Origin of the sequence: Pseudomonas sp. PvP001, from assembly GCF_040546375.1 — a bacterium.
Taxonomy (GTDB): Bacteria; Pseudomonadota; Gammaproteobacteria; order Pseudomonadales; family Pseudomonadaceae; genus Aquipseudomonas; species Aquipseudomonas coleopterorum.
The window spans coordinates 3,705,511-3,728,856 of sequence record NZ_JBEPNQ010000001.1 but is presented as its reverse complement, the minus strand read 5'-3'; the positions used below and the strand labels follow the sequence as shown (position 1 = coordinate 3,728,856).

22 protein-coding genes are annotated in these 23,346 nt (G+C 63.1%); 1 reads left to right on the top strand and 21 read right to left on the bottom strand.

Features of this window, described 5'->3' with window-relative positions:
- Window positions 1-56 precede the first annotated feature (56 nt).
- From ABMD26_RS17085 to ABMD26_RS17055, 7 genes are all read right to left on the bottom strand, one after another.
- Window positions 57-914: a peptidoglycan DD-metalloendopeptidase family protein gene (locus ABMD26_RS17085; protein ID WP_122743730.1), complete on the bottom strand. Its 858-nt coding sequence runs from the start codon at window positions 912-914 to the stop codon at window positions 57-59.
- 150 nt (window positions 915-1,064) lie between these two features.
- Window positions 1,065-1,700 (bottom strand): protein-L-isoaspartate(D-aspartate) O-methyltransferase, encoded by a 636-nt coding sequence (locus ABMD26_RS17080; RefSeq protein ID WP_161804308.1) that lies wholly within the window; start codon window positions 1,698-1,700, stop codon window positions 1,065-1,067.
- A 35-nt stretch (window positions 1,701-1,735) separates the two neighbouring features.
- Window positions 1,736-2,485 (bottom strand): 5'/3'-nucleotidase SurE, encoded by a 750-nt coding sequence (surE, locus tag ABMD26_RS17075; protein WP_090359736.1) that lies wholly within the window; start codon window positions 2,483-2,485, stop codon window positions 1,736-1,738.
- Window positions 2,473-3,531: a tRNA pseudouridine(13) synthase TruD gene (gene truD / locus ABMD26_RS17070; RefSeq protein WP_354310853.1), complete on the bottom strand. Its 1,059-nt coding sequence runs from the start codon at window positions 3,529-3,531 to the stop codon at window positions 2,473-2,475. Before truD ends, surE begins: the two co-directional genes overlap by 13 nt.
- A complete protein-coding gene (gene ispF, locus ABMD26_RS17065) occupies window positions 3,528-4,001 on the bottom strand; it encodes a 2-C-methyl-D-erythritol 2,4-cyclodiphosphate synthase (protein WP_049862269.1) in 474 nt (157 codons plus the stop codon). The genes truD and ispF overlap by 4 nt, the downstream gene beginning before the upstream one ends.
- A 220-nt stretch (window positions 4,002-4,221) precedes the next feature.
- A complete protein-coding gene (fghA, locus tag ABMD26_RS17060) occupies window positions 4,222-5,064 on the bottom strand; it encodes an S-formylglutathione hydrolase (RefSeq protein ID WP_354310851.1) in 843 nt (280 codons plus the stop codon).
- An 8-nt stretch (window positions 5,065-5,072) separates the two neighbouring features.
- A complete protein-coding gene (locus tag ABMD26_RS17055) occupies window positions 5,073-6,185 on the bottom strand; it encodes an S-(hydroxymethyl)glutathione dehydrogenase/class III alcohol dehydrogenase (RefSeq protein ID WP_043185129.1) in 1,113 nt (370 codons plus the stop codon).
- 106 nt (window positions 6,186-6,291) lie between these two features.
- Between ABMD26_RS17055 and ABMD26_RS17050 the strand changes: the two genes are divergently transcribed.
- Complete coding sequence (locus ABMD26_RS17050; RefSeq protein WP_049862271.1) at window positions 6,292-7,185, top strand: LysR family transcriptional regulator; 894 nt, start codon at window positions 6,292-6,294, stop codon at window positions 7,183-7,185.
- 38 nt (window positions 7,186-7,223) lie between these two features.
- Here the strand turns inward: ABMD26_RS17050 and ispD are convergent, their stop codons facing one another.
- From ispD to ABMD26_RS16980, 14 genes are all read right to left on the bottom strand, one after another.
- On the bottom strand, window positions 7,224-7,931 hold the full coding sequence (ispD, locus tag ABMD26_RS17045) for a 2-C-methyl-D-erythritol 4-phosphate cytidylyltransferase (RefSeq protein WP_122743734.1): 708 nt from the start codon (window positions 7,929-7,931) through the stop codon (window positions 7,224-7,226).
- Window positions 7,928-8,206 (bottom strand): cell division protein FtsB, encoded by a 279-nt coding sequence (ftsB, locus tag ABMD26_RS17040; RefSeq protein WP_043185120.1) that lies wholly within the window; start codon window positions 8,204-8,206, stop codon window positions 7,928-7,930. The genes ispD and ftsB overlap by 4 nt, the downstream gene beginning before the upstream one ends.
- 98 nt (window positions 8,207-8,304) lie before the next feature.
- Window positions 8,305-9,594, bottom strand: coding sequence for a phosphopyruvate hydratase (gene eno / locus ABMD26_RS17035; RefSeq protein ID WP_049862273.1), 1,290 nt, complete (start codon window positions 9,592-9,594; stop codon window positions 8,305-8,307).
- Between the two features lie 154 nt (window positions 9,595-9,748).
- On the bottom strand, window positions 9,749-10,594 hold the full coding sequence (kdsA, locus tag ABMD26_RS17030; protein WP_049862274.1) for a 3-deoxy-8-phosphooctulonate synthase: 846 nt from the start codon (window positions 10,592-10,594) through the stop codon (window positions 9,749-9,751).
- Between the two features lie 5 nt (window positions 10,595-10,599).
- Window positions 10,600-12,231, bottom strand: a complete 1,632-nt coding sequence (pyrG, locus tag ABMD26_RS17025; protein WP_049862275.1) for a CTP synthase — start codon at window positions 12,229-12,231, stop codon at window positions 10,600-10,602.
- A gap of 169 nt (window positions 12,232-12,400) precedes the next feature.
- Window positions 12,401-13,684: a tRNA lysidine(34) synthetase TilS gene (gene tilS, locus ABMD26_RS17020; RefSeq protein WP_502948321.1), complete on the bottom strand. Its 1,284-nt coding sequence runs from the start codon at window positions 13,682-13,684 to the stop codon at window positions 12,401-12,403.
- Window positions 13,685-13,936: 252 nt separating this feature from the next.
- Entirely contained in the window at window positions 13,937-14,884 is a 948-nt protein-coding gene (locus tag ABMD26_RS17015; protein WP_043185110.1) for an acetyl-CoA carboxylase carboxyltransferase subunit alpha, read from the bottom strand.
- 140 nt (window positions 14,885-15,024) lie between these two features.
- Window positions 15,025-18,546: a DNA polymerase III subunit alpha gene (dnaE, locus tag ABMD26_RS17010; protein WP_354310845.1), complete on the bottom strand. Its 3,522-nt coding sequence runs from the start codon at window positions 18,544-18,546 to the stop codon at window positions 15,025-15,027.
- A gap of 71 nt (window positions 18,547-18,617) precedes the next feature.
- On the bottom strand, window positions 18,618-19,247 hold the full coding sequence (gene rnhB, locus ABMD26_RS17005; protein WP_167649357.1) for a ribonuclease HII: 630 nt from the start codon (window positions 19,245-19,247) through the stop codon (window positions 18,618-18,620).
- A gap of 22 nt (window positions 19,248-19,269) precedes the next feature.
- Window positions 19,270-20,415: a lipid-A-disaccharide synthase gene (lpxB, locus tag ABMD26_RS17000; protein ID WP_354310844.1), complete on the bottom strand. Its 1,146-nt coding sequence runs from the start codon at window positions 20,413-20,415 to the stop codon at window positions 19,270-19,272.
- Entirely contained in the window at window positions 20,415-21,191 is a 777-nt protein-coding gene (gene lpxA, locus ABMD26_RS16995; RefSeq protein WP_043185103.1) for an acyl-ACP--UDP-N-acetylglucosamine O-acyltransferase, read from the bottom strand. The genes lpxB and lpxA overlap by 1 nt, the downstream gene beginning before the upstream one ends.
- Window positions 21,188-21,628 carry a 3-hydroxyacyl-ACP dehydratase FabZ gene (fabZ, locus tag ABMD26_RS16990; RefSeq protein ID WP_043185101.1) on the bottom strand — a complete coding sequence of 147 codons (441 nt, stop codon included), beginning with the start codon at window positions 21,626-21,628 and terminating at the stop codon, window positions 21,188-21,190. Before fabZ ends, lpxA begins: the two co-directional genes overlap by 4 nt.
- 111 nt (window positions 21,629-21,739) lie before the next feature.
- Window positions 21,740-22,795: a UDP-3-O-(3-hydroxymyristoyl)glucosamine N-acyltransferase gene (gene lpxD, locus ABMD26_RS16985; protein ID WP_320522510.1), complete on the bottom strand. Its 1,056-nt coding sequence runs from the start codon at window positions 22,793-22,795 to the stop codon at window positions 21,740-21,742.
- A 1-nt stretch (window position 22,796) separates the two neighbouring features.
- Window positions 22,797-23,312 (bottom strand): OmpH/Skp family outer membrane protein, encoded by a 516-nt coding sequence (locus tag ABMD26_RS16980; RefSeq protein ID WP_049862282.1) that lies wholly within the window; start codon window positions 23,310-23,312, stop codon window positions 22,797-22,799.
- Window positions 23,313-23,346 lie beyond the last annotated feature (34 nt).

The following is a 23,346-nucleotide window of genomic DNA, read 5'->3' as shown; positions in this document are numbered from 1 at the left end:
CATGGCAGCGCTTGAGCCCGTCCCCACTACGTGAAGGAACAGGCTGGCAGTGCAAATCAACGACGTGGCAGGAACTGCAGCGGATCTACGGGCTTGCCCTGGCGGCGAATCTCAAAATGCAGCTTCACCCGGTCCGTCCCCGTTGAACCCATTTCGGCAATTGTCTGACCGACCTTGACCTGCTGACCCTCCCGAACCAACAACCTGCGGTTGTGACCGTAGGCACTGACGTAGGTATCGCTGTGTTTGATGATGACCAACTCGCCGTAGCCCCTCAATCCACTCCCGGCGTAAACCACAGCACCATCAGACGCAGCAAAAACAGGCTGTCCCAAATCACCGGCGATATCAATTCCTTTATTCAAACTGCCGTTTGAAGCAAATTTGCCGATCAAAACACCGTTCGCCGGCCACGCCCAGCCACCTTGGGTCCGCTCGCCGGCGGGCACCGGCGTGGGCGAGGGCACGGGGATGGCAGCGCTGCTGGTGGTCGTGGTCGGCGCCGTGGTGAGCGGTCGGCGGGTGACGGTGGTACGGCTCGAGGACGATGCCGAGGCGCCACTCTGGGTGGTGACCACGGTGGTCGCTGGCGTGCCAGAGCTGCCGTCGAAGCGAATCACCTGACCGGGGCGAATGGTATAGGGCACGGGAATATTGTTGCGCGCGGCCAGAGCCTTGTAGTCCCAGCCGTAGCGGAAAGCGATGGAGAACAGTGTGTCGCCGCGCTTGACCGCGTACTGGCCGGTGGTCACGGGCTGGCGCTGCGCCGCCTTGGCCGCATTGTTGCGGTCGACCACGCTGACCTGGCTGGAGGTGCTGGAGCAGCCGGACAGAAAGGCTGCGACCGCAACCCCGAGCATCAGGAGCTTGAAGCTCGAACTACCTGCACGCTGCCCAATGATTGTGAGGCTCACCCGCCGCTCCTTTGTTGTGGTGACAAAAAAATATCCAACTTCACTGCTCGACTTCGACGCGCCTGGATGCAGGCTCTGGCCGTACCGGCGCCACGACCCGCTGTCAGACAGGCGGCGGGCGGCAGAATTCACTCCGCACGGCCACACCGATCACGCCAGCGGACCGTTGAGCAACGGCACGAAACGTACCGCCTCCAGGACATGCCGGGAGAAACCGTGCTCTTCGCGTACGATCAGCATCAATTGCTGGACGTCGCCGGAGCCGACCGGAATCACCAGCCGACCACCGGGCGCGAGTTGATCGAGCAAGGCTTGCGGAACATCGGTCGCCACGGCGGTCACGATGATGCCGTTGTACGGCGCCAGCGCAGGCCAGCCCTCCCAGCCATCGCCCCAGCGGAACACCACGTTGCGTTGATCGAGGGCCTGCAGGCGCTCCTTGGCGCGATCCTGCAGGACCTTGATCCGTTCCACCGAGAACACCCGTTCCACCAGTTGGGCCAATACGGCCGTCTGGTAGCCCGAACCGGTGCCGATCTCCATGACCTTGTCCAAGGGACCCGCCGCGAGCAACAGCTCGCTCATGCGGGCGACCATGTAAGGCTGGGAAATGGTCTGGTTGTGGCCGATGGGCAGCGCCGTGTCTTCATAGGCGCGGTGGGCAAGGGCTTCGTCGACGAACAGGTGGCGAGGCGTGCGGCGCAGCACTTCGAGCACCTGGGTGTTGGCCAGGCCTTCGTCGCACAACCGCTGGATCAGGCGCTCGCGGGTACGTTGCGAGGTCATGCCGATGCCGTGGTGCTGATTGTCTCTATTGCGCATCAACCGAGCCCCTCGAGCCAGCCTTGAACCTGTTCGAAGGCCTGGTTGAAGGTACGGTCCAGCTGCAGAGGGGTGACCGACACGTAGCCCTGCATGACTGCGTGGAAATCGGTGCCGGGACCGCCGTCCTCGGCGTCGCCGGCCACCGCGATCCAGTAGCCGGGCTTGCCGCGCGGGTCGACCATGCGGATCGGTGCGGCGGCTCGGGCCCGATGGCCCAGACGGGTCAGGACCATGCCACGAATACGCTCGATCGGCAGGTTGGGAATGTTCACGTTGAGCACGGTGCGCGGCGGCAGGTTCAACTGGTCACGGGCCTCGATGAGCTTGCGCGCGTAGTACGCCGCGGTCGGCAGGTGCTCGGGCTGACGCGACAGCAACGAGAAGGCAAACGAGGTGTGCCCCAGGAAGCGCCCTTCGAGGGCGGCGGCCACGGTGCCTGAATACAGCACGTCGTCGCCCAGGTTGGCGCCCAGGTTGATGCCTGAAACCACCAGATCCGGCTCGAAGGGCAACAGGCCGTTGAGACCCAGGTGCACGCAGTCGGTAGGCGTGCCGTTGACGCTGATGAAGCCGTTGGGCAGGGTCTGCGGGTGCAGTGGCCGATCCAGCGTGAGCGAACTGCTGGCGCCGCTGCGGTCCTGGTCGGGGGCGATCACCGTGCACTGGGCGTAGCCCTGCAACACGTCGTGAAGCGCGGCGAGGCCGGGGGCGGTGACCCCATCATCGTTGGAAATCAGAATACGCATGGACTTTCCGTCTGCCCTGTCGGCACCAGATCGACGAGTTCGCGCACCACGACAGTGGCGAAGCAACCGGCCGGCAGGACGAAGTGCAACTGCAGGATGTCAGGCTCGGGATAATGCCACGTCAGCTCGCCAATGGGCAGCCGCAGAATGCGTCGCTCCTGTTCCAGACCGGCCCGGGCGAGCCAGGCGCAGAGTGCTGGATGCTGACCGGCCACGGTGTTTTCCAGGTCGGCGCAATGGCCGCTGGCGGCCGAAGCGCCCTCGCCCCACAGCGCTGCGGTGGGGTGCAGGTCGAGGATATCCAGTCGCGGGTCGCTGCATTCGGCTTCACCGGCCACAAAGAAACTGCGGCTGTCGGTGAAGGCCAGCAGATCACCAACCTGGGCACGGTTCCAGGTACCGTCGGCGACGCGCGCGGCGAGTATCTGGTTGAACAGAAAACTACGCGCTGTGGAGAGCAGGCGCGAACGCACGTTGCGTTGCTCGGGCAGGGCCTGGCGTTCGGCATACTGCCGAGCGTCGTACAGGTTGCCGCCCTGGAAACCGAAGCGCTGGGTGCCGAAATAATTCGGTACGCCAGTCTGCTGGATTTCTGCAAGGCGCGCGTGGAGCGCGGTCCGATCCGCCTTCAGCGCAGTCAGGCGCACGGTGAAGCCGTTGGCCGAGTGGGCGCCGCGCTGCAATTTGCGCGAGTGCCGGGCCTGCTTGAGGATGACCAGGGTGTCGTTCTGCGCCGCGCTCAGGTCCGGATCGGCCTTGCCAGGCAGATGCAGACTGAACCACTGCCGGGTCAGCGCCTGGCGATCCTTCAGGCCCGCGTAGCTGACGGTGCGCAGCGGTACGCCAGCGGCCTTGGCCAGGCGGCGTGCCGCTTCTTCGGTATTGAGGTTGCGTTTTTCGACCCACAGCCAGAGGTGCTCGCCCTGACCGGACAAGGGGATATCCAGCACTTCATCGACCTGAAAGTCTTCGGCGCTGGCCTTGAGTACGGCGCTGCCCAGGCTGTCGCCTGAAGCTCGCGGGCCGAGCAGTTCGAGTTCGGTCATGCGCGCAGCAACAAGGCGACCGCATGCACGGCGATACCTTCCTCGCGCCCGGCGAAGCCCAGCTTCTCGGTAGTGGTCGCCTTGACGTTGACCTGGTCCAGCTCCACGCCCAGATCGGCGGCGATCCGTTCCCGCATGGTTTCGATGTGTGGCGCCATCTTGGGTGCCTGGGCCACGATGGTTGCGTCGACGTTCCCGACTTTCCAGCCTTTCTGGGCCACTACCGACACCACATGACGCAGCAGCACACGGCTGTCCGCGCCCTTGAACTGCGGATCGGTGTCCGGAAAGTGCTTGCCGATGTCGCCCAGCGCAGCGGCGCCGAGCAAGGCATCGCTCAAGGCGTGCAGCACCACATCGCCGTCGGAATGAGCCAGCAGGCCGAACTTGTGAGGGATTCGCACGCCGCCCAGGGTAATGAAGTCACCCTCGGCGAATCGGTGCACGTCGTAGCCGTGGCCAATACGCATAGAAAAAAACGCCCTGATTGAGTCAGGGCGTGATTCTACCTGCTTTGGCACAGGTTGGGCGGATCAAAACATCTGTGGATGAGGGTGATGGGCCTTTCGCGGGCAGAGGGCTCGCCGCCCGCCCCGCTCCCACAAGGGTCGCGCCGCCCTGAGGACCACTGCATCTCTTGTGGGACCGGGGCGGGCGGCGAGCCCTCTGCCCGCGAAAGGGCCCGTCCAGTCACCCCAAGGCCTTGGCATGATGCCGCAAATGGTCATCGATGAAGCTGGCGATGAAGTAATAGCTGTGGTCATAGCCCGGCTGCATGCGCAGCGTCAGTGCATAGCCTGCAGCCTTTGCCGCCTGGCTCAAGGCCTGCGGCTTGAGCTGGTTCTCGAGGAAGTCGTCGCGATCGCCCTGATCCACCAGCAGCGGCAGATGTTCCGCCGCGTGGGCGATCAGCACGCTGGCGTCCCATTCGCGCCAGCGCGAGCGCTCTTCGCCCAGATAATGGGAAAACGCTTTCTGCCCCCACGGACAATCCATCGGATTACTGATCGGCGAGAACGCCGAGATCGACCGGTAGCGCCCTGGGTTGCGCAGCGCGCAGACCAGCGCACCGTGGCCGCCCATCGAGTGGCCGCTGATCGAGCGTTTGTCCGAGGCCGGAAAGTGCGCTTCCACAAGGTCAGGCAACTCATGCACCACATAGTCGTGCATGTGATAGTGCTGCGCCCACGGCTGCTCGGTGGCGTTCAGATAGAACCCGGCACCCAGACCGAAATCCCAGGCCTTCTCCGGATCATCCGGTACGTCGGCACCGCGAGGGCTGGTGTCGGGCGCCACGATGATCAGGCCCAGTTCCGCGGCCAGCTTGAGACCACCGGCCTTCTGCATGAAGTTCTCGTCGGTGCAGGTCAGCCCCGACAGCCAGTACAGCACGGGCAACTTGCCGCCCTCCTCGGCCTGCGGCGGCAGGTACACGGCGAAGGTCATGTCGCAATTCAGCGTTTTGGAACGATGCTTGTAACGCTTGTGCCAGCCGCCGAAGCTCTTCTGGCACGACAGGTTTTCCAGGCTCATGGCAGACCTCAGAAGTGGATGACCGAGCGGATGCTCTTGCCTTCGTGCATCAGGTCGAACGCCTTGTTGATGTCTTCCAGACCCATGGTGTGGGTGATGAAGGTGTCCAACGGGATTTCGCCGGTCTCGGCCATTTCGACATAGCTGGGCAACTCGGTGCGCCCGCGCACGCCGCCGAACGCCGAACCGCGCCAGACCCGACCGGTGACCAACTGGAATGGCCGCGTGGCGATTTCCTGGCCGGCGCCGGCCACACCGATGATCACCGATTCGCCCCAGCCCTTGTGGCAGCATTCGAGGGCTGCACGCATCAGTTGCACGTTGCCGATGCACTCGAAGGAAAAGTCCACGCCGCCGTCGGTAAGGTCGACGATGACTTCCTGGATCGGACGGTCATATTCCTTGGGATTGATGCAGTCGGTGGCACCCAACTGACGGGCGATCTCGAATTTGCTCGGGTTGATGTCGATGGCGATGATCCGACCGGCCTTGGCCTTGACCGCACCGATGATGGCCGACAGGCCGATGCCACCCAGACCAAACACCGCCACGGTGTCGCCTGGCTTGACCTTGGCCGTGTTCAGTACCGCACCGATACCGGTGGTGACACCGCAACCCAGCAGGCAAACCTTTTCCAGCGGCGCCTGCTTGTCGATCTTGGCCACCGAGATTTCCGGCAGCACGGTGTACTCGGAGAACGTCGACGTCCCCATGTAGTGGAACAGTTCCTTGCCGTTGTACGAGAAGCGCGTGGTGCCATCAGGCATCAGGCCCTTGCCCTGGGTGGCGCGGATGGCCTGGCAGAGGTTGGTCTTGCCCGACTTGCAGAACTTGCACTGACGGCACTCGGGTGTGTACAGCGGAATGACGTGATCGCCCACCGCAACCGAGGTGACGCCCTCGCCCACGGCTTCGACGATGGCGCCACCTTCATGGCCCAGTACCGACGGGAAGATACCTTCCGGGTCCGCGCCCGACAGAGTGTACGCGTCGGTGTGGCAGACGCCGGACGCGACTACGCGCAGCAGGACTTCGCCGGCCTTGGGCATGGCCACGTCGATCTCGACGATTTCCAACGGCTTGTTGGCTTCGAATGCAACGGCGGCGCGGGACTTGATCATCAATGCTGCTCCTGGAATGAACGGGACTGCCCACAGTGTAATTCATCGACCAATACGGAATAATCACCCCTTCGGCAAAACATTGATGCTGTACAGGGATAATCGGATGAGTGACAACCGCTGGGAGGGGATCGACGAGTTCGTCGCGGTGGCCGAGTGCGCTCATTTCAGCGCTGCGGCTCAGCGCCTGGGCGTATCGTCGTCCCATGTCAGCCGCCAGATCGCTCGGCTGGAAGAGCGCCTGCAGACGCGTCTGCTCTATCGCAGCACGCGACGCGTGGCGCTGACCGAGGCGGGCCAGACGTTCCTGCAACATTGCCAACGCCTGCAGGATGGCCGCGACGAAGCCTGGCGCGCCATGAGCGATCTGACCGGGGAACCCAAGGGGCTGCTGCGCCTGACCTGCGCCGTGGCCTACGGCGAGCGCTTCATCGTGCCGTTGGTCACGCGCTTCATGGGGCTGTACCCGCAACTGCGCGTGGACATCGAGCTGAGCAACCGCACCCTGGACCTGCTTCACGAGGGCCTGGATCTGGCCATCCGGCTGGGTCGCCTGCAAGACTCACGGCTGGTGGCGACCCGTTTGGCCCCGCGGAGGATGTTCCTCTGCGCCTCACCCTTGTACCTGGCGCGATACGGACGCCCGCACAGCGTGTCGGAATTGGCGCGGCACAATTGCCTGGTGGGCAGCTCGGACATCTGGCCCTTGCAGGTCGATGGCAAGGAGCAGGCGCAGCGGGTACAAGGCAATTGGCGCTGCAACAGCGGTCAGGCGGTGCTCGAAGCAGCGTTGCAGGGCGTAGGGCTGTGCCAGTTGCCCGACTACTATGTGCTCGAACATCTGCGCAGCGGTGCGCTGGTGTCGCTGCTCGACGCCCACCAGCCGCCCAATACGGCGGTATGGGGGCTTTATCCGCAACAGCGTCACCTGTCGCCGAAGGTCAGAAAGCTGGTGGACTATCTGCGGACGGGGTTGAGTGAGAGGCCGGAATATCTGTAGGAGCGGTCATCGGCCGCGAACAAGGTCAGCGCGCGCCTTCAGCCGCGCATGGCCCAACGCTGACGCAACCACTCGAGATCTTCCGGTCGGGTCACCTTGAGGTTGTCCGCCCGCCCTTCGACCAGTTTCGGCGCAAACCCGGCCCATTCGATGGCCGACGCTTCGTCGGTAACGGCCACGCCGGCCACCAGGCTGTCGGCCAAGGCTCGATGCAGGGCGCCCAGGCGGAACATCTGCGGCGTGAACGCCTGCCAGATCGTGCTGCGATCCACGGTGTGCTGAACGCGCCCGGTCGCATCGGCACGCTTGAGCGTGTCCCGCGCCGGTACGGCCAGCAGCCCGCCCACGCTGTCGTCGGCAAGCTCGGCGAGCAGCTTGTCCAGATCGGCACGGGACAGGTTGGGACGCGCTGCATCGTGCACCAGCACCCAATCGCCTTCGTCTGCGCCCTGGGCATGCAAATGCAGCAAGGCGTTGAGCACCGAATCGGCCCGCTCGCGGCCGCCGGCCACGCGCTGGATCAGTTCGTTGCGGGCGCTGGGCAGTTCGGGCCAGAACGGATCATCGGCAGCGAGGCTGACGATCACGCCCTTGAGCTGCGGATGCCCGAGAAAACAATCGATGCTGTGTTCCAGAATGGTACGACCGCCCAGGTTCAGGTATTGCTTGGGACGGTCCGCCGCCATGCGCGCACCCACGCCTGCAGCGGGAATCACTGCCCAGAAGGCTGGCAGCGAGGTCTTCATTGGGCCAACTGATAGAGGGTTTCACCCTCCTTGACCATGCCCAGTTCATGGCGAGCGCGCTCTTCCACGGTCTCCATGCCCTTTTTCAATTCGAGTACTTCAGCGTCCATCACGCGATTGCGTTCCAGCAGCCGCTCGTTCTCGGCGTGCTGTTCGGCGATCTGCTGTTTCAGCTCGGCTACCTGCTTGAGACTTCCGTTTCCGACCCACAGGCGATACTGCAAACCACCCAGGAGCAGAAGCAAGACGAGAAACAACCAATAAGGACTGCGCATCACATTACCCAGTGGTAAAAAACTTCAACTCTGCGACCAGATAGCACGAAGCCTGGCATCCGCCAGGCTCCGCATGTCGTCTTTCTACCATCTATTGCTTAGCCGCGAAACTCGTCGCGACCACGGTAGATCGCCTTGGCGCCCAATTGCTCTTCGATACGCAGCAGTTGGTTGTACTTGGAAACGCGGTCGGAGCGGCACAGCGAGCCGGTCTTGATCTGACCGGCAGCGGTACCCACGGCCAGGTCGGCAATGGTCGAATCCTCGGTTTCGCCGGAGCGGTGCGAGATCACCGCGGTGTAACCTGCGGCCTTCGCCATCTGGATGGCTTCCAGGGTTTCGGTCAGGGTGCCGATCTGGTTGAACTTGATCAGGATCGAGTTGGCGATCTTCTTGTCGATGCCTTCCTTGAGGATCTTGGTGTTGGTCACGAACAGGTCGTCACCTACCAGCTGAACCTTCTCGCCGATCTTGTCGGTGAGGATCTTCCAGCCTGCCCAGTCCGACTCGTCCAGGCCGTCTTCGATGGAGATGATCGGGTAGCGCTCGGTCAGGCCCTTGAGGTATTCGGCGAAACCTTCGGCGTCGAACTTGTGGCCTTCACCGGCCAGATCGTAGGTGCCGTTTTCGAAGAATTCGCTGGCAGCGCAGTCCAGTGCCAGGGTCACGTCGGTGCCCAGTTTGTAGCCGGCCTTCTCGACGGCTTCGGCAATGGCGCTCAGGGCGTCTTCGTTGGAGGCCAGGTCAGGGGCGAAGCCACCCTCGTCACCTACCGCAGTGCTCAGGCCGCGAGCCTTCAGTACTGCCTTGAGGTGGTGGAAGATTTCGGTGCCCATGCGCAGGGCGTCGGAAAAGGTCTTGGCGCCAACGGGCTGGACCATGAATTCCTGGATGTCGACGTTGTTGTCGGCGTGCTCGCCACCGTTGATGATGTTCATCATCGGCACGGGCATGGAGTAGACGCCCGGGGTGCCATTGAGGTTGGCGATGTGCGCGTAGAGGGGCAGGTCCTGGTCCTGTGCAGCGGCCTTGGCGGCAGCCAGGGACACGGCGAGGATGGCGTTGGCGCCCAGCGATGCCTTGTTCTCGGTTCCGTCCAGGGCAATCATGGCGTGGTCCAGCGCCTTCTGGTCGACCGGGTCCTTGCCCAGCAGCGCATCGCGAATCGGGCCATTGATGTTGGCCACGGCTTTCAGAACACCCTTGCCCAGGTAGCGGCTCTTGTCGCCATCGCGCAGCTCCAGCGCTTCACGCGAGCCGGTGGACGCGCCCGACGGTGCACAGGCAGTGCCGATGATGCCGTTTTCCAGAAGCACGTCGGCTTCCACGGTAGGGTTGCCACGGGAGTCGAGAACTTCACGACCTTTGATGTCGACGATTTTTGCCATTGTTATGAACACTCCAAAGTAGACGAGAACGACGCAGCGGGGGTCTTGGTGGCCCATTCGCGGGCAGAGAACCGCTCCCACATGGAGCCCTGTGAGAGCGGGTCTATGCCCGCGAAAGGTTCACCACAACAAATCGGGCACTACTTTACCGCAATCAGGCCGTTTCGATCGCCGGGAAACCTTTGACCAGTTCGTCGAGCGCCTTGAGCTGGGCGAGGAACGGCTCCAGCTTGTCCAGACGCAGTGCGCACGGGCCGTCGCACTTGGCGTTGTCCGGGTCCGGGTGGGCTTCCAGGAACAGACCTGCCAGGCCCTGGCTCAGGCCGGCCTTGGCCAGGTCGGTGACCTGGGCACGGCGACCACCGGCCGAGTCGCTGCGACCGCCCGGCATCTGCAGGGCATGGGTGACGTCGAAGAACACCGGGTATTGGAACGACTTCATGATGCCGAAGCCGAGCATGTCCACCACCAGGTTGTTGTAGCCGAAGCTCGAACCACGCTCGCAGAGGATCAACTGGTCGTTACCGGCTTCCTCGCACTTGGTCAGGATGTGCTTCATTTCCTGCGGCGCCAGGAACTGGGCCTTCTTGATATTGATGACCGCACCGGTCTTGGCCATGGCGACCACCAGGTCGGTCTGGCGCGACAGGAAGGCCGGCAACTGGATGATGTCGCAGACTTCGGCGACCACGGCAGCCTGCGCAGGCTCGTGGACGTCGGTGATCAGCGGCACGTTGAAGGTCTGCTTGATCTCTTCGAAGATACGCATGCCCTCTTCCAGGCCGGGGCCACGGTAGGAGGTCACCGAAGAGCGGTTGGCCTTGTCGAAGCTGGCCTTGAACACGTAGGGGATGCCGAGCTTGTCGGTCACCCGCACGTATTCTTCGCAGACCTTGAGGGCCATGTCGCGCGATTCCAGCACGTTCATGCCGCCGAACAGGACGAATGGCTTGTCGTTGGCGATCTCGATGTCGCCAACGCGGATGATCTTCTGCGCCATGAGGGTCAGGCCTTCTTCTGATGTTGAGCCAATGCAGCCTTGACGAAGCCACTGAACAGCGGGTGACCGTCACGCGGCGTCGAGGTGAACTCGGGGTGGAACTGGCAGGCCACGAACCACGGATGGTCCTTGGACTCGACCACTTCGACCAGCGCACCATCACCCGAGCGACCGGAAACCACCAGGCCGGCGTCGACCAGTTGCGGCAGCAGGTTGTTGTTCACTTCGTAGCGATGACGATGACGCTCGACGATCACATCGCGGGCGTAGCAATCGTGCACCTTGGAACCGCTGATCAGCTGGCAGTCCTGCGCACCCAGGCGCATGGTGCCGCCCAGATCGGAAGCTTCGGTACGGGTTTCCACGGCGCCGGTGGCGTCTTCCCATTCGGTGATCAGACCGACCACCGGGTGGCCGCTGGCACGATCGAATTCGGTGGAGTTGGCGTCTTTCCAGCCCATCACGTTACGGGCGAATTCGATGACCGCTACCTGCATGCCCAGGCAGATGCCCAGGTACGGCACCTTGTTCTCGCGGGCGTACTGCACGGCGGTGATCTTGCCTTCCACGCCGCGCAGACCGAAGCCGCCGGGAACCAGGATGGCATCCACGCCTTCGAGCAGGGCAGTGCCCTGGTTCTCGATGTCTTCGGAATCGATGTAGCGCAGGTTGACCTTGGTGCGATTGCTGATGCCGGCATGGCTCATCGCTTCGATCAGCGATTTGTAGGCATCGAGCAGTTCCATGTACTTGCCGACCATGGCGATGGTCACTTCGTGTTCCGGGTTCAGCTTGGCATCGACCACCGCGTCCCACTCGGACAGGTCGGCGCTGCCGCACTGCAGTCCGAAACGCTCGACGACGAAATCGTCCAGGCCCTGGGAGTGCAGGATGCCCGGAATCTTGTAGATGGTGTCGGCGTCTTCCAGGGCGATGACCGCGCGCTCTTCGACGTTGGTGAACTGCGCGATCTTGCGACGCGACGAGGTGTCGATCGGGTGATCGGAGCGGCACACCAGCACATCGGGCTGCAGGCCGATGGAGCGCAGTTCCTTGACCGAATGCTGGGTCGGCTTGGTCTTGGTCTCGCCGGCGGTGGCGATGTACGGGACCAGCGTCAGGTGCATCAGCATCGCGCGCTTGGCGCCGACTTCGAAGCGCAACTGGCGGATGGCTTCCAGGAACGGTTGCGATTCGATGTCGCCCACGGTGCCGCCGATCTCGACCATGGCCACGTCGGCATCGCCGGCGCCCTTGATGATGCGGCGCTTGATCTCGTCGGTGATGTGCGGGATGACCTGGATGGTCGCGCCCAGGTAGTCACCACGACGTTCCTTGCGCAACACGTGCTCGTAGACGCGGCCGGTGGTGAAGTTGTTGTTCTGGGTCATGGTCGTGCGGATGAACCGCTCGTAGTGCCCCAGGTCCAGATCGGTCTCGGCGCCGTCGTGGGTGACGAACACTTCACCGTGCTGGAACGGGCTCATGGTGCCCGGGTCGACGTTGATGTACGGGTCAAGCTTGAGCATGGTGACTTTGAGCCCCCGCGCCTCCAGGATGGCCGCCAATGAAGCCGAGGCAATGCCTTTCCCCAATGAAGAAACAACACCGCCCGTGACGAAGATGTAGCGCGTCATGAAAAACCCTAGAAGTCTGCGTTAAAGCGGCAGAAGCCGCCGGGGAAAGCGAAGGAAGGCCGAAGCCCCCGACGGCCAAAAACGGTTTGGCAATCGGCAACGTCCGTGAATCCGGTGGGCTCACAGAAGCTGTATCAAGAAGGGAGCGTAGTCTACCGGATTCCCCCTTTCATCTCAAACTCTGCTCGCCGGTCGGCGGCGACCACACCAGTTGGCCATCGACGCTGGACAGCGGCAGGTTGGCCACGGCCACCAGCTGGTCGTCGACGAACAGCAGAGGCAGGCGATCGCGCACGAACCCCGGCAGGCGGCTTTCGTTGAGCAGGCGTTTGAGGTCTCGCTGCCCGCGAGCGGGCAAGCGCAGGCCTTCGCCGCCCTGGCGGTAGCGAATCTGCGCCTGACCGGGCGGCGGACTGCCCTGCCATCGTACCTCTCCGTTGCCCGGTAGCTGCAAGGCCTGTTGAAGACACGGCCATGCCTGAATCGCAGGCTGAGCCTGCGACCATTGGCCACTGACCCACCAGATCCGTCCGTGCGCCCTGTGCAGCTCGCCGTCGGCCAGTCGCCAGACGGGCGTGGCTGCCGCATCGGCATCGCGCAAAGATGTCCATCCGACCCAGTGCTGGGTGTCGGGCAGGCGCGTCAGGCCTGCCAGCCAGCACTGCAGGGCATTGCGCTGACGGCTGTCGGACAGCGCTTGCAGCGGCGCCAGGGCCAGGCTCGGTACGGACAGCCAGCAATGCTCGACCGATGCGCGCGCAGGCTCCAGGTCCGCTTCGGCCAGCTCCTCCAGCAACTGCGCCGCTTCGCCCAGATGGGCGGCCGCCCTGGCAATGCTGCCCGCCGCCTGGGGCCAGCGCGCCGTGATCACGGGCAGCACGTCGCGGCGCAAGTAATTGCGCGAAAAACGGGTATCGGCATTGGAGGGGTCGTCGATCCAGTCCAGGCCCTCGGCACGAGCGTACGCGACCAGTTCGCTGCGAGGTTCATCGAGCAGCGGCCTGGCCAAGATCCCCTGCCCTTGCGGTCGCTGCTGTGGCATCGCCGCAAGCCCCCGCACGCCAGCGCCGCGCAGCAGACGAAACAGCAGGGTTTCGGCTTGATCATCCTGGTGCTGGGCGGCGAACAGGACATCGCCACTCCCGAGTATCCCATCGAAGGCTCGATAGCGTGCCTGACGCGCGGCTTGTTCCAGGCTGGGGCCGTTCTCGACCTGCACCCGGATAATGCGCAATGGCACACCGAGCTGATCGCACAGGGATTGGCAGTGTGCGGGCCAGGTATCGGCGACCGATTGCAGACCGTGATGGATATGAAGAGCAGTCAGCGGCGGACGCTTGGGTAGACCGGCCAACAGGTGCAGCAGGACGGTGGAGTCGAGGCCGCCGGAGAAGGCGACGTACCAGGCAGGGGCTGAGAGGTAGGGTTGCAACCGGGCCTGTAATCGTTGCATCAAGACTGAGGATTCACGCATAAGGTGCGGCCCTCACTGGGCAAAGCGAGGTATGAGCGGTGCTCCCTTCGCGGGCAGAGGGCTCAGCCACCCGCCCCGCTCCCACACGGATCGGGGATGGGCCTTGAATCGGCGGTGCGCCCTTCGCGGGCAGAGCCCGCTCCCACAAATATGGGCTCACTCCGTCCACTGTGGGAGCGGGGCGGGCGGCTGAGCCCTCTGCCCGCGAAGGGCGCGCCGCGGTCTCGAACCTTACAACCCGTAGCTCATCAACCGGTCATACCGGCGGCTGAGCAACGTCTCGGTGTCGAAGCCCTTGAGCATGTCCAGTTGGCTGGTCAGCTCGGCGCGGATCAGGGCCGAGGCGGCGACCGGATCGCGATGGGCGCCACCCAGCGGCTCGTCGATCACCTTGTCGACAATGCCCAGGTGGTTCAAGCGCTCGGCCGTGATGCCCATGGCTTCGGCGGCGTCCGGCGCCTTTTCGGCCGTTTTCCACAGAATCGACGCGCAACCTTCCGGCGAAATCACCGCATAGGTCGAATACTGCAACATGTTCAGTTGATCGCAGACACCGATGGCCAATGCACCACCCGAACCGCCTTCACCGATGACCGTGGCGATGATCGGCGTTTTCAGGCGTGCCATCACGCGCAGGTTCCAGGCGATCGCTTCGCTCTGGTTGCGCTCTTCGGCATCGATGCCCGGGTACGCGCCCGGCGTGTCGATGAAGGTGAGGATCGGCATCTTGAAGCGCTCGGCCATTTCCATCAGGCGGCACGCCTTGCGGTAGCCTTCCGGACGCGGCATGCCGAAGTTGCGACGGACCTTCTCGCGCACTTCGCGGCCTTTCTGGTGGCCGATGATCATCACCGGCTGCTCGTCGAGACGAGCGACACCGCCGACGATGGCAGCGTCGTCGGAGAAATGACGGTCGCCGTGCAGCTCATCGAACTCGGTGAAGATGTGCTGAATGTAGTCCAGGGTGTACGGGCGGCGCGGGTGACGCGCCAGCCGGGCAATCTGCCAGCTGGTCAGGTTGCCGAAGATGCTTTCGGTCAGCGTGCTGCTTTTGTCTTGCAGGCGAGAGATCTCGTCGCCGATGTTCAACGAATTGTCGTTGCCTACCAGGCGCAGCTCTTCGATCTTGGCTTGCAGGTCAGCGATCGGCTGTTCGAAATCAAGAAAATTCGGGTTCATAGGCATCCGTCTTGGGTCGACGGCCAAGCGGCCGGCCGGTTGATCCGTTTGGCGCCATACCTTAAAGGAAACGGCGCGTTCAGGTCGAGTTTATTAATTGTGGTCGAGCCCGGCCCGCGAGGCCAGCTCAACGGTCAGGTTCAACGATATTGCAGAAAGACGTTCTCGCGACCGAACTGGTCACGCAACGCTTGAATCAAGCTGTCGGCCGGGTCGATCCGCCAGCCTTCGCCGAACTGCAGCGTCGCCTTGGCGTCGTTGCTGGTGTATTCCATGGTGATCGGGCAGGCGCCACGGTGCTGACGGCACAACTCGCCCAGCCAGCCGAGCCGATCGCCACCCAGCCCGTCGGCGTGCACCTTCAGACGCAAGCTTTCGGCCAGGTTGGTGCGCGCATCTTCCATGCTCATCACGCGCTTGACGCGCAGGCGCAGGCCACCGGAGAAGTCATCGTTGCTGACCTCCCCTTCCACCACCACCATGGCGTCGGTCTGCAGCAGCGATTGCGCGGACATGAAGGCATCGGCGAACAATGAAGCCTCGATGCGGGCCGAGCGGTCGTCGAGGGTGATGAAGCCCATCTTGTCGCCTTTCTTGTTCTTCATCACCCGCAGCGCGATGACCATGCCGGCCACGGTCTGGGTTTCGCGCGACGGTTTAAGGTCGATGATGCGCTGCCGAGCGAAGCGGCGGATCTCGCCTTCGTATTCGTCGATCGGGTGCCCGGTGAGGTACAGCCCCAGGGTCTCCTTCTCGCCGCGCAGCCGCTCCTTGAGGGTCAGCTCCTTGGCCTTGCGATGATCGGCATAGACATCGGCGTCCGCTTCGACGAACACACCGCCGAAGAGATCGTCGTGGCCGCTGTCGTGGGTGCGTGCGGTCTGCTCCGCCGCCTTGATCGCGCCCTCCATGGCCGACAGCAGTACCGCGCGATTGCGGTCGATGTTGGCTTGATAGGCCTTGGGCTCATCGTGGAAATACGGGCCGAGGCGGTCGATCGCACCGCTGCGGATCAGACCGTCGAGTGTGCGTTTGTTGATGCGCTTGAGATCGACGCGCTCGCAGAAGTCGAACAGGTCCTTGAACGGGCCGGCCTGACGGGCCTCGATGATCGCCTCCACCGGCCCCTCGCCCACGCCTTTGATCGCGCCCAGCCCATAGACGATGCGGCCATCGTCGTTGACCGTGAACTTGAACTCGGAGTTGTTCACGTCCGGCGCGTCCAGGCGCAGCTTCATGGTGCGCACTTCTTCGATCAAGGTCACGACCTTGTCGGTGTTGTGCATGTCCGCCGAGAGCACCGCGGCCATGAACGGCGCCGGGTAGTGAGCCTTGAGCCAAGCGGTCTGGTAGGACACCAGGCCATAGGCGGCGGAGTGGGACTTGTTGAAACCGTAACCGGCGAATTTTTCCACCAGGTCGAAGATGTTACCCGCCAGGTCCGGGTCGATGTTGTTGGTGGCGCATCCTTCGATGAAGCCGCCACGCTGCTTGGCCATCTCTTCGGGTTTCTTCTTGCCCATGGCGCGACGCAGCATGTCCGCGCCGCCGAGGGTGTAGCCTGCCATCACCTGAGCGATCTGCATCACCTGTTCCTGATACAGGATGATGCCGTAGGTGGGCGCCAGCACCGGTTTCAGACCCTCGTACTGGTAGTCCGAATGCGGATAGGCCAGCTCGGCGCGACCGTGCTTGCGGTTGATGAAGTCGTCCACCATGCCCGACTGCAGCGGGCCCGGCCGGAACAACGCCACCAATGCGATGAGGTCTTCCAGGCAGTCAGGCTTGAGCTTCTTGATCAACTCCTTCATGCCGCGCGATTCGAGCTGGAAGACAGCGGTGGTCTCGGCCTTCTGCAGCAACTGGTAGGTCGGTTTGTCGTCGAGCGGGATGAAGGCGATGTCCAGCGGCGCCTCGTTGACCTTGGCCCGGTCGCGGTTGATGGTCTTCAGCGCCCAGTCGATGATGGTCAGGGTACGCAGACCGAGGAAGTCGAACTTGACCAGGCCTGCCGCTTCCACGTCATCCTTGTCGAACTGGGTCACCAGGCCGTCACCGGCCTCGTCGCAGTAGATCGGCGCGAAGTCGGTCAGCTTGGTCGGCGCGATCACCACACCACCGGCGTGCTTGCCGACGTTACGCACCACGCCTTCGAGCTTGCGCGCCATTTCCCAGATTTCTGCCGCCTCTTCATCGACCTTGATGAAGTCGCGCAGGATTTCTTCCTGCTCGTAGGCCTTTTCCAGAGTCATGCCGACTTCGAAGGGGATCATCTTGGACAGGCGATCAGCCAGGCCGTAGGACTTGCCCTGCACCCGCGCCACGTCGCGCACCACCGCCTTGGCCGCCATGGAGCCGAAGGTGATGATCTGACTGACCGCATTGCGGCCGTACTTGTCGGCCACGTAGTCGATGACCCGGTCGCGACCGTCCATGCAGAAGTCGACGTCGAAGTCGGGCATGGAAACCCGCTCGGGGTTGAGGAAGCGTTCGAACAGCAGGTCGTATTCCAGCGGATCGAGGTCGGTGATCTTCTGTACGTAAGCCACCAGGGACCCTGCGCCCGACCCCCGGCCTGGGCCCACCGGCACGCCGTTGTTCTTGGCCCACTGGATAAAGTCCATCACGATCAGGAAGTAACCGGGGAAGCCCATCTGGATGATGATGTCGAGCTCGAAATTCAGCCGGTCGACATACACCTGCCGACGCGCTTCGTAGTTCTCGGTAGTGTCCTTGGGCAGCAGCACGGCCAGGCGCTCTTCCAGGCCGTCGAACGAGACCTTGCGGAAATATTCATCGATGGTCATGCCATCGGGAATCGGGTAATCGGGCAGGAAGTGCTTGCCCAGCTTGACGTCGATGTTGCACCGCTTGGCAATCTCAACGGTGTTTTCCAGCGCCTCGGGCAGGTCGCTGAACAACTCGTCCATCTCCTCGGCGCTCTTGAGGTACTGCTGGTCGCTGTAGTTCTTGTTGCGGCGCGGGTCGTCCAGCGCCCGGCCTTCACCAATGCACACGCGCGTCTCGTGGGCCTCGAAGTCTTCCTGCTTGATGAAGCGCACATCGTTGGTGGCCACCAAGGGCGCGCCCAGGCGGTCGGCCAAGGCGACGGCGGCGTGCAGGTACTCTTCGTCGTTGGTGCGGTTGGTCCGCTGTACCTCGACGTAGAAGCGCTCGGGGAACACCGCCATCCACTCGCGCAGCAGGTTGTCGGCATCGCCCGGGTAGCCGCCCAGAAGGGCCATGCCGATCTCGCCCTCCTTGGCCGCCGACAGGCAGATCACCCCTTCGCTGGCTTCGGCCACCCATTGCCGCTCGACGATCACCTGGCCGTTGCGTTGGCCATCGATGAAGCCGCGGGAAATCAGCTCGGTGATGTTGCGATAGCCCACCGCGTTCATCGCCAGCAGGCTGATGCGGCTCAGGGGGCCGTCGGGGTCGCGATTGGCCAGCCACAGGTCGGCACCGCAGATCGGCTTGATGCCGGCGCCCATGGCCGCCTTGTAGAACTTCACCAGCGAACACATGTTGTTCTGGTCGGTCACCGCCACCGCTGGCATGTTCATGCCGGCCAGCGCCTTGACCAGCGGCTTGATCCGCACCAGGCCGTCGACCAGCGAGTATTCGGTGTGCAGGCGAAGATGAACGAAGGAAACCGACATGTTGATCCTATGGTGACGGGTAGAACGACAAGGCCCGGATTGTACCGGGCCCTGATCAAAACATCAGCCTGCTAGACCCAGGCAGGGGTTTGATCGATGCTTTCGCGAGCCTGCCACGCCGCGCGGACTGGCGCGAACGATCGCCGATGAATGGGCGTCGGCCCCAGGCGGGTCAAGGCTTCCAGATGCACCGGCGTGGGGTAGCCCTTGTGACCACCCATGCCGTAACCCGGGTAGATCAATTCGAAAGCGGACATTTCCCGGTCGCGACTGACCTTGGCCAGGATCGAAGCAGCGGCGATGGCCGGGACTTTCGCGTCGCCCTGGATCACCGGGGCACTTGGTACGTCCAGCTGCGGGCAGCGATTGCCATCGATCAGCGCCAGTCTTGGCGTGATGCTCAGGCCTTGGACCGCCCGCTGCATGGCGAGCATGGTCGCGTGCAGAATGTTCAGGCGGTCGATCTCTTCGACCTCGGCACGGGCGATACACCAGGCCAGCGCTTTCTCGCAGATTTCGTCGTAGAGCAGTTCGCGACGCGCTTCGGTGAGTTTCTTCGAATCGTTGAGGCCCAGGATCGGCCGACGCGGATCGAGGATCACCGCCGCCGTCACCACCGCGCCACACAACGGGCCACGGCCGACTTCGTCGACACCGGCGACCAGCTCTTCGACCAGATCGAAATCCAGGCCCATTTGCAGTTGCCTGCTTGTCTGTAGAGGCTTAGCCATCGTTCCTGCCTATCAGTTGCAGCACGGCGTCGGCCGCCTGGTTGGAGGCGTCGCGGCGCAGCGTGCGATGAATCGCGTCGAAACCGCTGGTCTGTTCCTCGCCACCGGCCAGCAGCGGCAGCAAGCGCTCGACCAGCGACTGGGGCGTAGCGTCATCCTGCAGCAGCTCGGGAACCAGCATGCGTTGGGCCAGCAGGTTGGGCAACGACACGTAGGGGCTCTTGACCATACGTTTGAGAATCCAGTACGTCAGGGGCGCCAGTCGGTACGCGACCACCATCGGGCGCTTGTACAGCAGCGCTTCCAGTGTGGCCGTGCCGGAAGCGATCAGCACCGCGTCACAGGCAGCCAGCGCCGTGTGCGAGCCGCCGTCGAGCAAGGTCACCGGCAGTGTACGCCCTGCAAGCATCTGCTCGATTTGCGCCCGTCGCTGGGGGTTGGCACAGGGAATCACGAAGCGCGCATCCGGCTTGGACTGCAGCAGCAGCTGCGCACTGTCGAGGAACAGCTCGCCCAGACGGCCGACTTCCCCGCCACGACTGCCGGGCATCAAGGCCACCAGCGGGAACTCGCCGGCCAGGCCCAGCTGGGTGCGGGCCTCACTGCGGTCCGCCTGTAGCGCAATGGTATCGGCCAACGGGTGACCGACGAAACGCACCGGCACGCCCTGTTCCTCGTAGAAGCGGGCCTCGAAAGGCAGCAACGTGAGCATCAGGTCGCAGCCCTGGCGAATCTTCAATACGCGCTTCTGCCGCCAGGCCCAGACCGAGGGGCTCACGTAATGCACGGTCTTGATCCCGGCCTGGCGCAGCTTGAGTTCGATGTTCAGGGTGAAGTCGGGTGCGTCGATGCCGATGAACACGTCCGGCTTGCAGGCAATCAGCTCGGCAATAAGCTGCTTGCGCCGTGCCAGCAGTTCGCGCAGGCGACCCAGCACTTCGACCAGGCCCATCACTGCCAGGCGCTCCATGGGGAAGCGACTGACCAGCCCTTCGGCTTCCATCAGCGGGCCGCCGACGCCGATGAACTGGATATGCGGATGGCGCGCCTTGAGCGCACGCATCAGCCCGGAACCCAGAATATCGCCACTGGCTTCGCCTGCCACCAGTGCCACGGTCAGCGGTGCGGGGTGAGACATCAGCGGGTGATGCCGCGAGTCGAGGACTGGATCGACTTGAGGAACACGTCGACTTCGGGGTGCAGCCGCGCGGGTTCTTCCAGATCGAGCAGCGCCTGCTCGACGGTCAGGCCACGGCGGTAGACCGTCTTGTAGGCACGGCGCAGCGCGTGGATCGCTTCATCGCTGAAACCGCGGCGGCGCATGCCTTCGAAATTCATGCTGCGGGCTTCGGCCGGGTTGCCGAACACCGTGACATAGGCCGGCACATCCTTGCCGATGGCGGTACCCATGCCCGAAAAGCTGTGGGCGCCAATGTGGCAGTACTGGTGAACCAAGGTGAAGCCGGAGAGGATCGCCCAGTCGTGAACATGCACATGGCCGGCCAAAGCGGTGTTGTTGACCAGAATGCAGTGGTTGCCGATCACGCTGTCGTGCCCGATATGGGCGTAGGCCATGATCAGGTTATGGTCGCCCAAGGTGGTTTCGGCGCGGTCCTGCACGGTGCCACGGTGGATGGTCACGCCTTCGCGGATGACGTTGTGGTCACCGATGACCAGGCGGGTTTCCTCGCCCTTGTACTTGAGGTCCGGCGTGTCTTCCCCGATGGAGGAAAACTGGTAGATGCGATTGTGCCTGCCGATGCGGGTCGGCCCCTTGAGGATGACATGGGGACCGATCACGGTGCCCTCGCCGATTTCCACGCCCGCACCAACGATCGACCAAGGGCCGACTTCGACGCCATCTGCCAATACGGCGGACGGATCGATGATGGCGCGAGGGTCAATCAAACTCATAGCTTGCGTTCCGCACAGATGATCTCGGCCGAGCAGACCGGCTTGCCATCGACCGAAGCCTTGCAGTCGAACTTCCAGATCTGGCGCTTGCAGCTGATGAACTTGGCTTCCAGGATCAGCTGATCACCCGGCAGCACCGGCTGGCGGAAACGCAGCTTGTCCGAACCCACGAAGTAGTAGAGCGTACCGTCGGCCGGTTTCACGTCGAGCATCTTGAAACCAAGGATGCCGGCAGCCTGGGCCATGGCCTCGATGATCAGCACGCCCGGCATGATCGGGTGCGCGGGAAAGTGACCATTGAAGAACGGCTCGTTGATGCTGACATTCTTGTAGGCGCGAATGCTCTGGCTTTCGACGTCCAGCTCCACGACCCGATCCACCAACAGGAAGGGATAGCGGTGCGGCAGGTATTCGCGAATCTCGTTGATGTCCATCATTTCGGGGGGAAGCCTGTAGTAAAGATAGGGAGCGCGCGGCTGACGCGCGACACTCCTATTGCAAATCAAGGGGCAGTCTAGCGGCTGGGCACACTTGATATGGAAAAGGTATCAGCCATCAGATGACGCTTTACCGCCTTGGGTCACTGCCTCGACATGCTTTTCCACCTGCTTGAGGCGCCGAGCCATGTCATCCAGATGCCGCAATCGCGCAGCGCTCTTGCGCCACTCGGCCGCCGGCTGCATCGCCGTACCCGAAGAATAGGCACCCGGTTCGGTGATCGAATGGGTCACCATGGTCATGCCGGTGATGAACACGCCATCGCAGATCTCGATGTGGCCGACCAGGCCTACACCGCCTGCGAGCATGCAATTCTTGCCGATCTTGCTGCTTCCCGAAATGCCGACGCAGGCCGCCATGGCGGTGTTGTCGCCAATCTGCACGTTGTGGGCAATCTGGATCTGGTTGTCGAGCTTCACGCCATTACCGATGACGGTATCGGCCAGTGCGCCGCGGTCAATGGCGGTATTCACGCCGATCTCGCAGTCGTCACCGATGCTGACCCCACCGATCTGGGCGATCTTCTGCCAGACGCCATTCTCGTTGGCAAAGCCGAAGCCCTCGCCCCCCAGCACGGCACCGGACTGGATGACCACCCGCTTGCCGATACGTACGTCGTGATAGAGCGTCACCCGGGGCGCCAACCAGCCACCCTCGCCGATCTCGCAGCGCGCACCGATGAAACAGTGCGCGCCAATGGTGACCCCGGACGCAATCCTGGCCCCACTTTCCACCACCGCGAACGGCCCGACACTGGCAGCAGCATCGACCTGGGCATCGGCGGCGATGACCGCCGTAGGATGCACACCGGTGCTGGCGCGAGGCTTGGGGTCGAACAAGTGGGAGATGCGCGCATAGGCCAGATACGGATCGGGAACGATCAGCGCATCGCCCTGGAAACCTTCGGCGTCGGCCGCCTTGAGCAGTACGGCTCCGGCATGGCTGTCGGGGAGGAATTTGCGATACTGCGGGTTGGCCAGAAAGCTCAGCTGATCAGGGCCGGCCTCCTGCAAGGTGGCCAGCCCAGTGATGATCTTCTCCGGGTCGCCACTGACCGTGGCGCCCAGGAACTCGGCCAGTTGACCGAGCTTCATGGTCGCTGTCATATCAGCGCGACTGATTCATGCGCTCGATGACCTGGCGAGTGATGTCGAACTGAGGTTTGACATCAATCACCGCACCGCGCTCCAGCACCAGGTCGAAGGCACCTTTCTTGATGACTTCTTCGACAGCGCCGTCAAGCTTGGGCTTGAGCTGCTTGAGCATTTCGCGATCGGCAACGGCCTTGGCTTCGTTCAGTTCCTTGGACTGGAACTGGAAGTCGCGGGCTTTCTGCTTGAATTCGAGTTCCAGGCGCTCGCGCTCGGGCTGGGCCATCTTGTCGCCACCGGCGACCAGACGGTCCTGAATGCTCTTGGCGCTGCTTTCCAGGGTCTTGAGCTTGCTCAACTGCGGACCGAATTTCTTCTCGGCATCGACAGCGTATTTCTTGGCCGCGTCAGACTCGAGCAGTGCCATCTGATAGTTCAGAACGGCGATTTTCATGTCGGCGAAGGCCGGAGTGGCACCCAGCGAGGCGGCGAGGGTCGCGGCCAGAACAACCATTTGAGTCAACTTGCGCACAATAAACTCCTACAAAATCCGTTGTTGTTGCCAA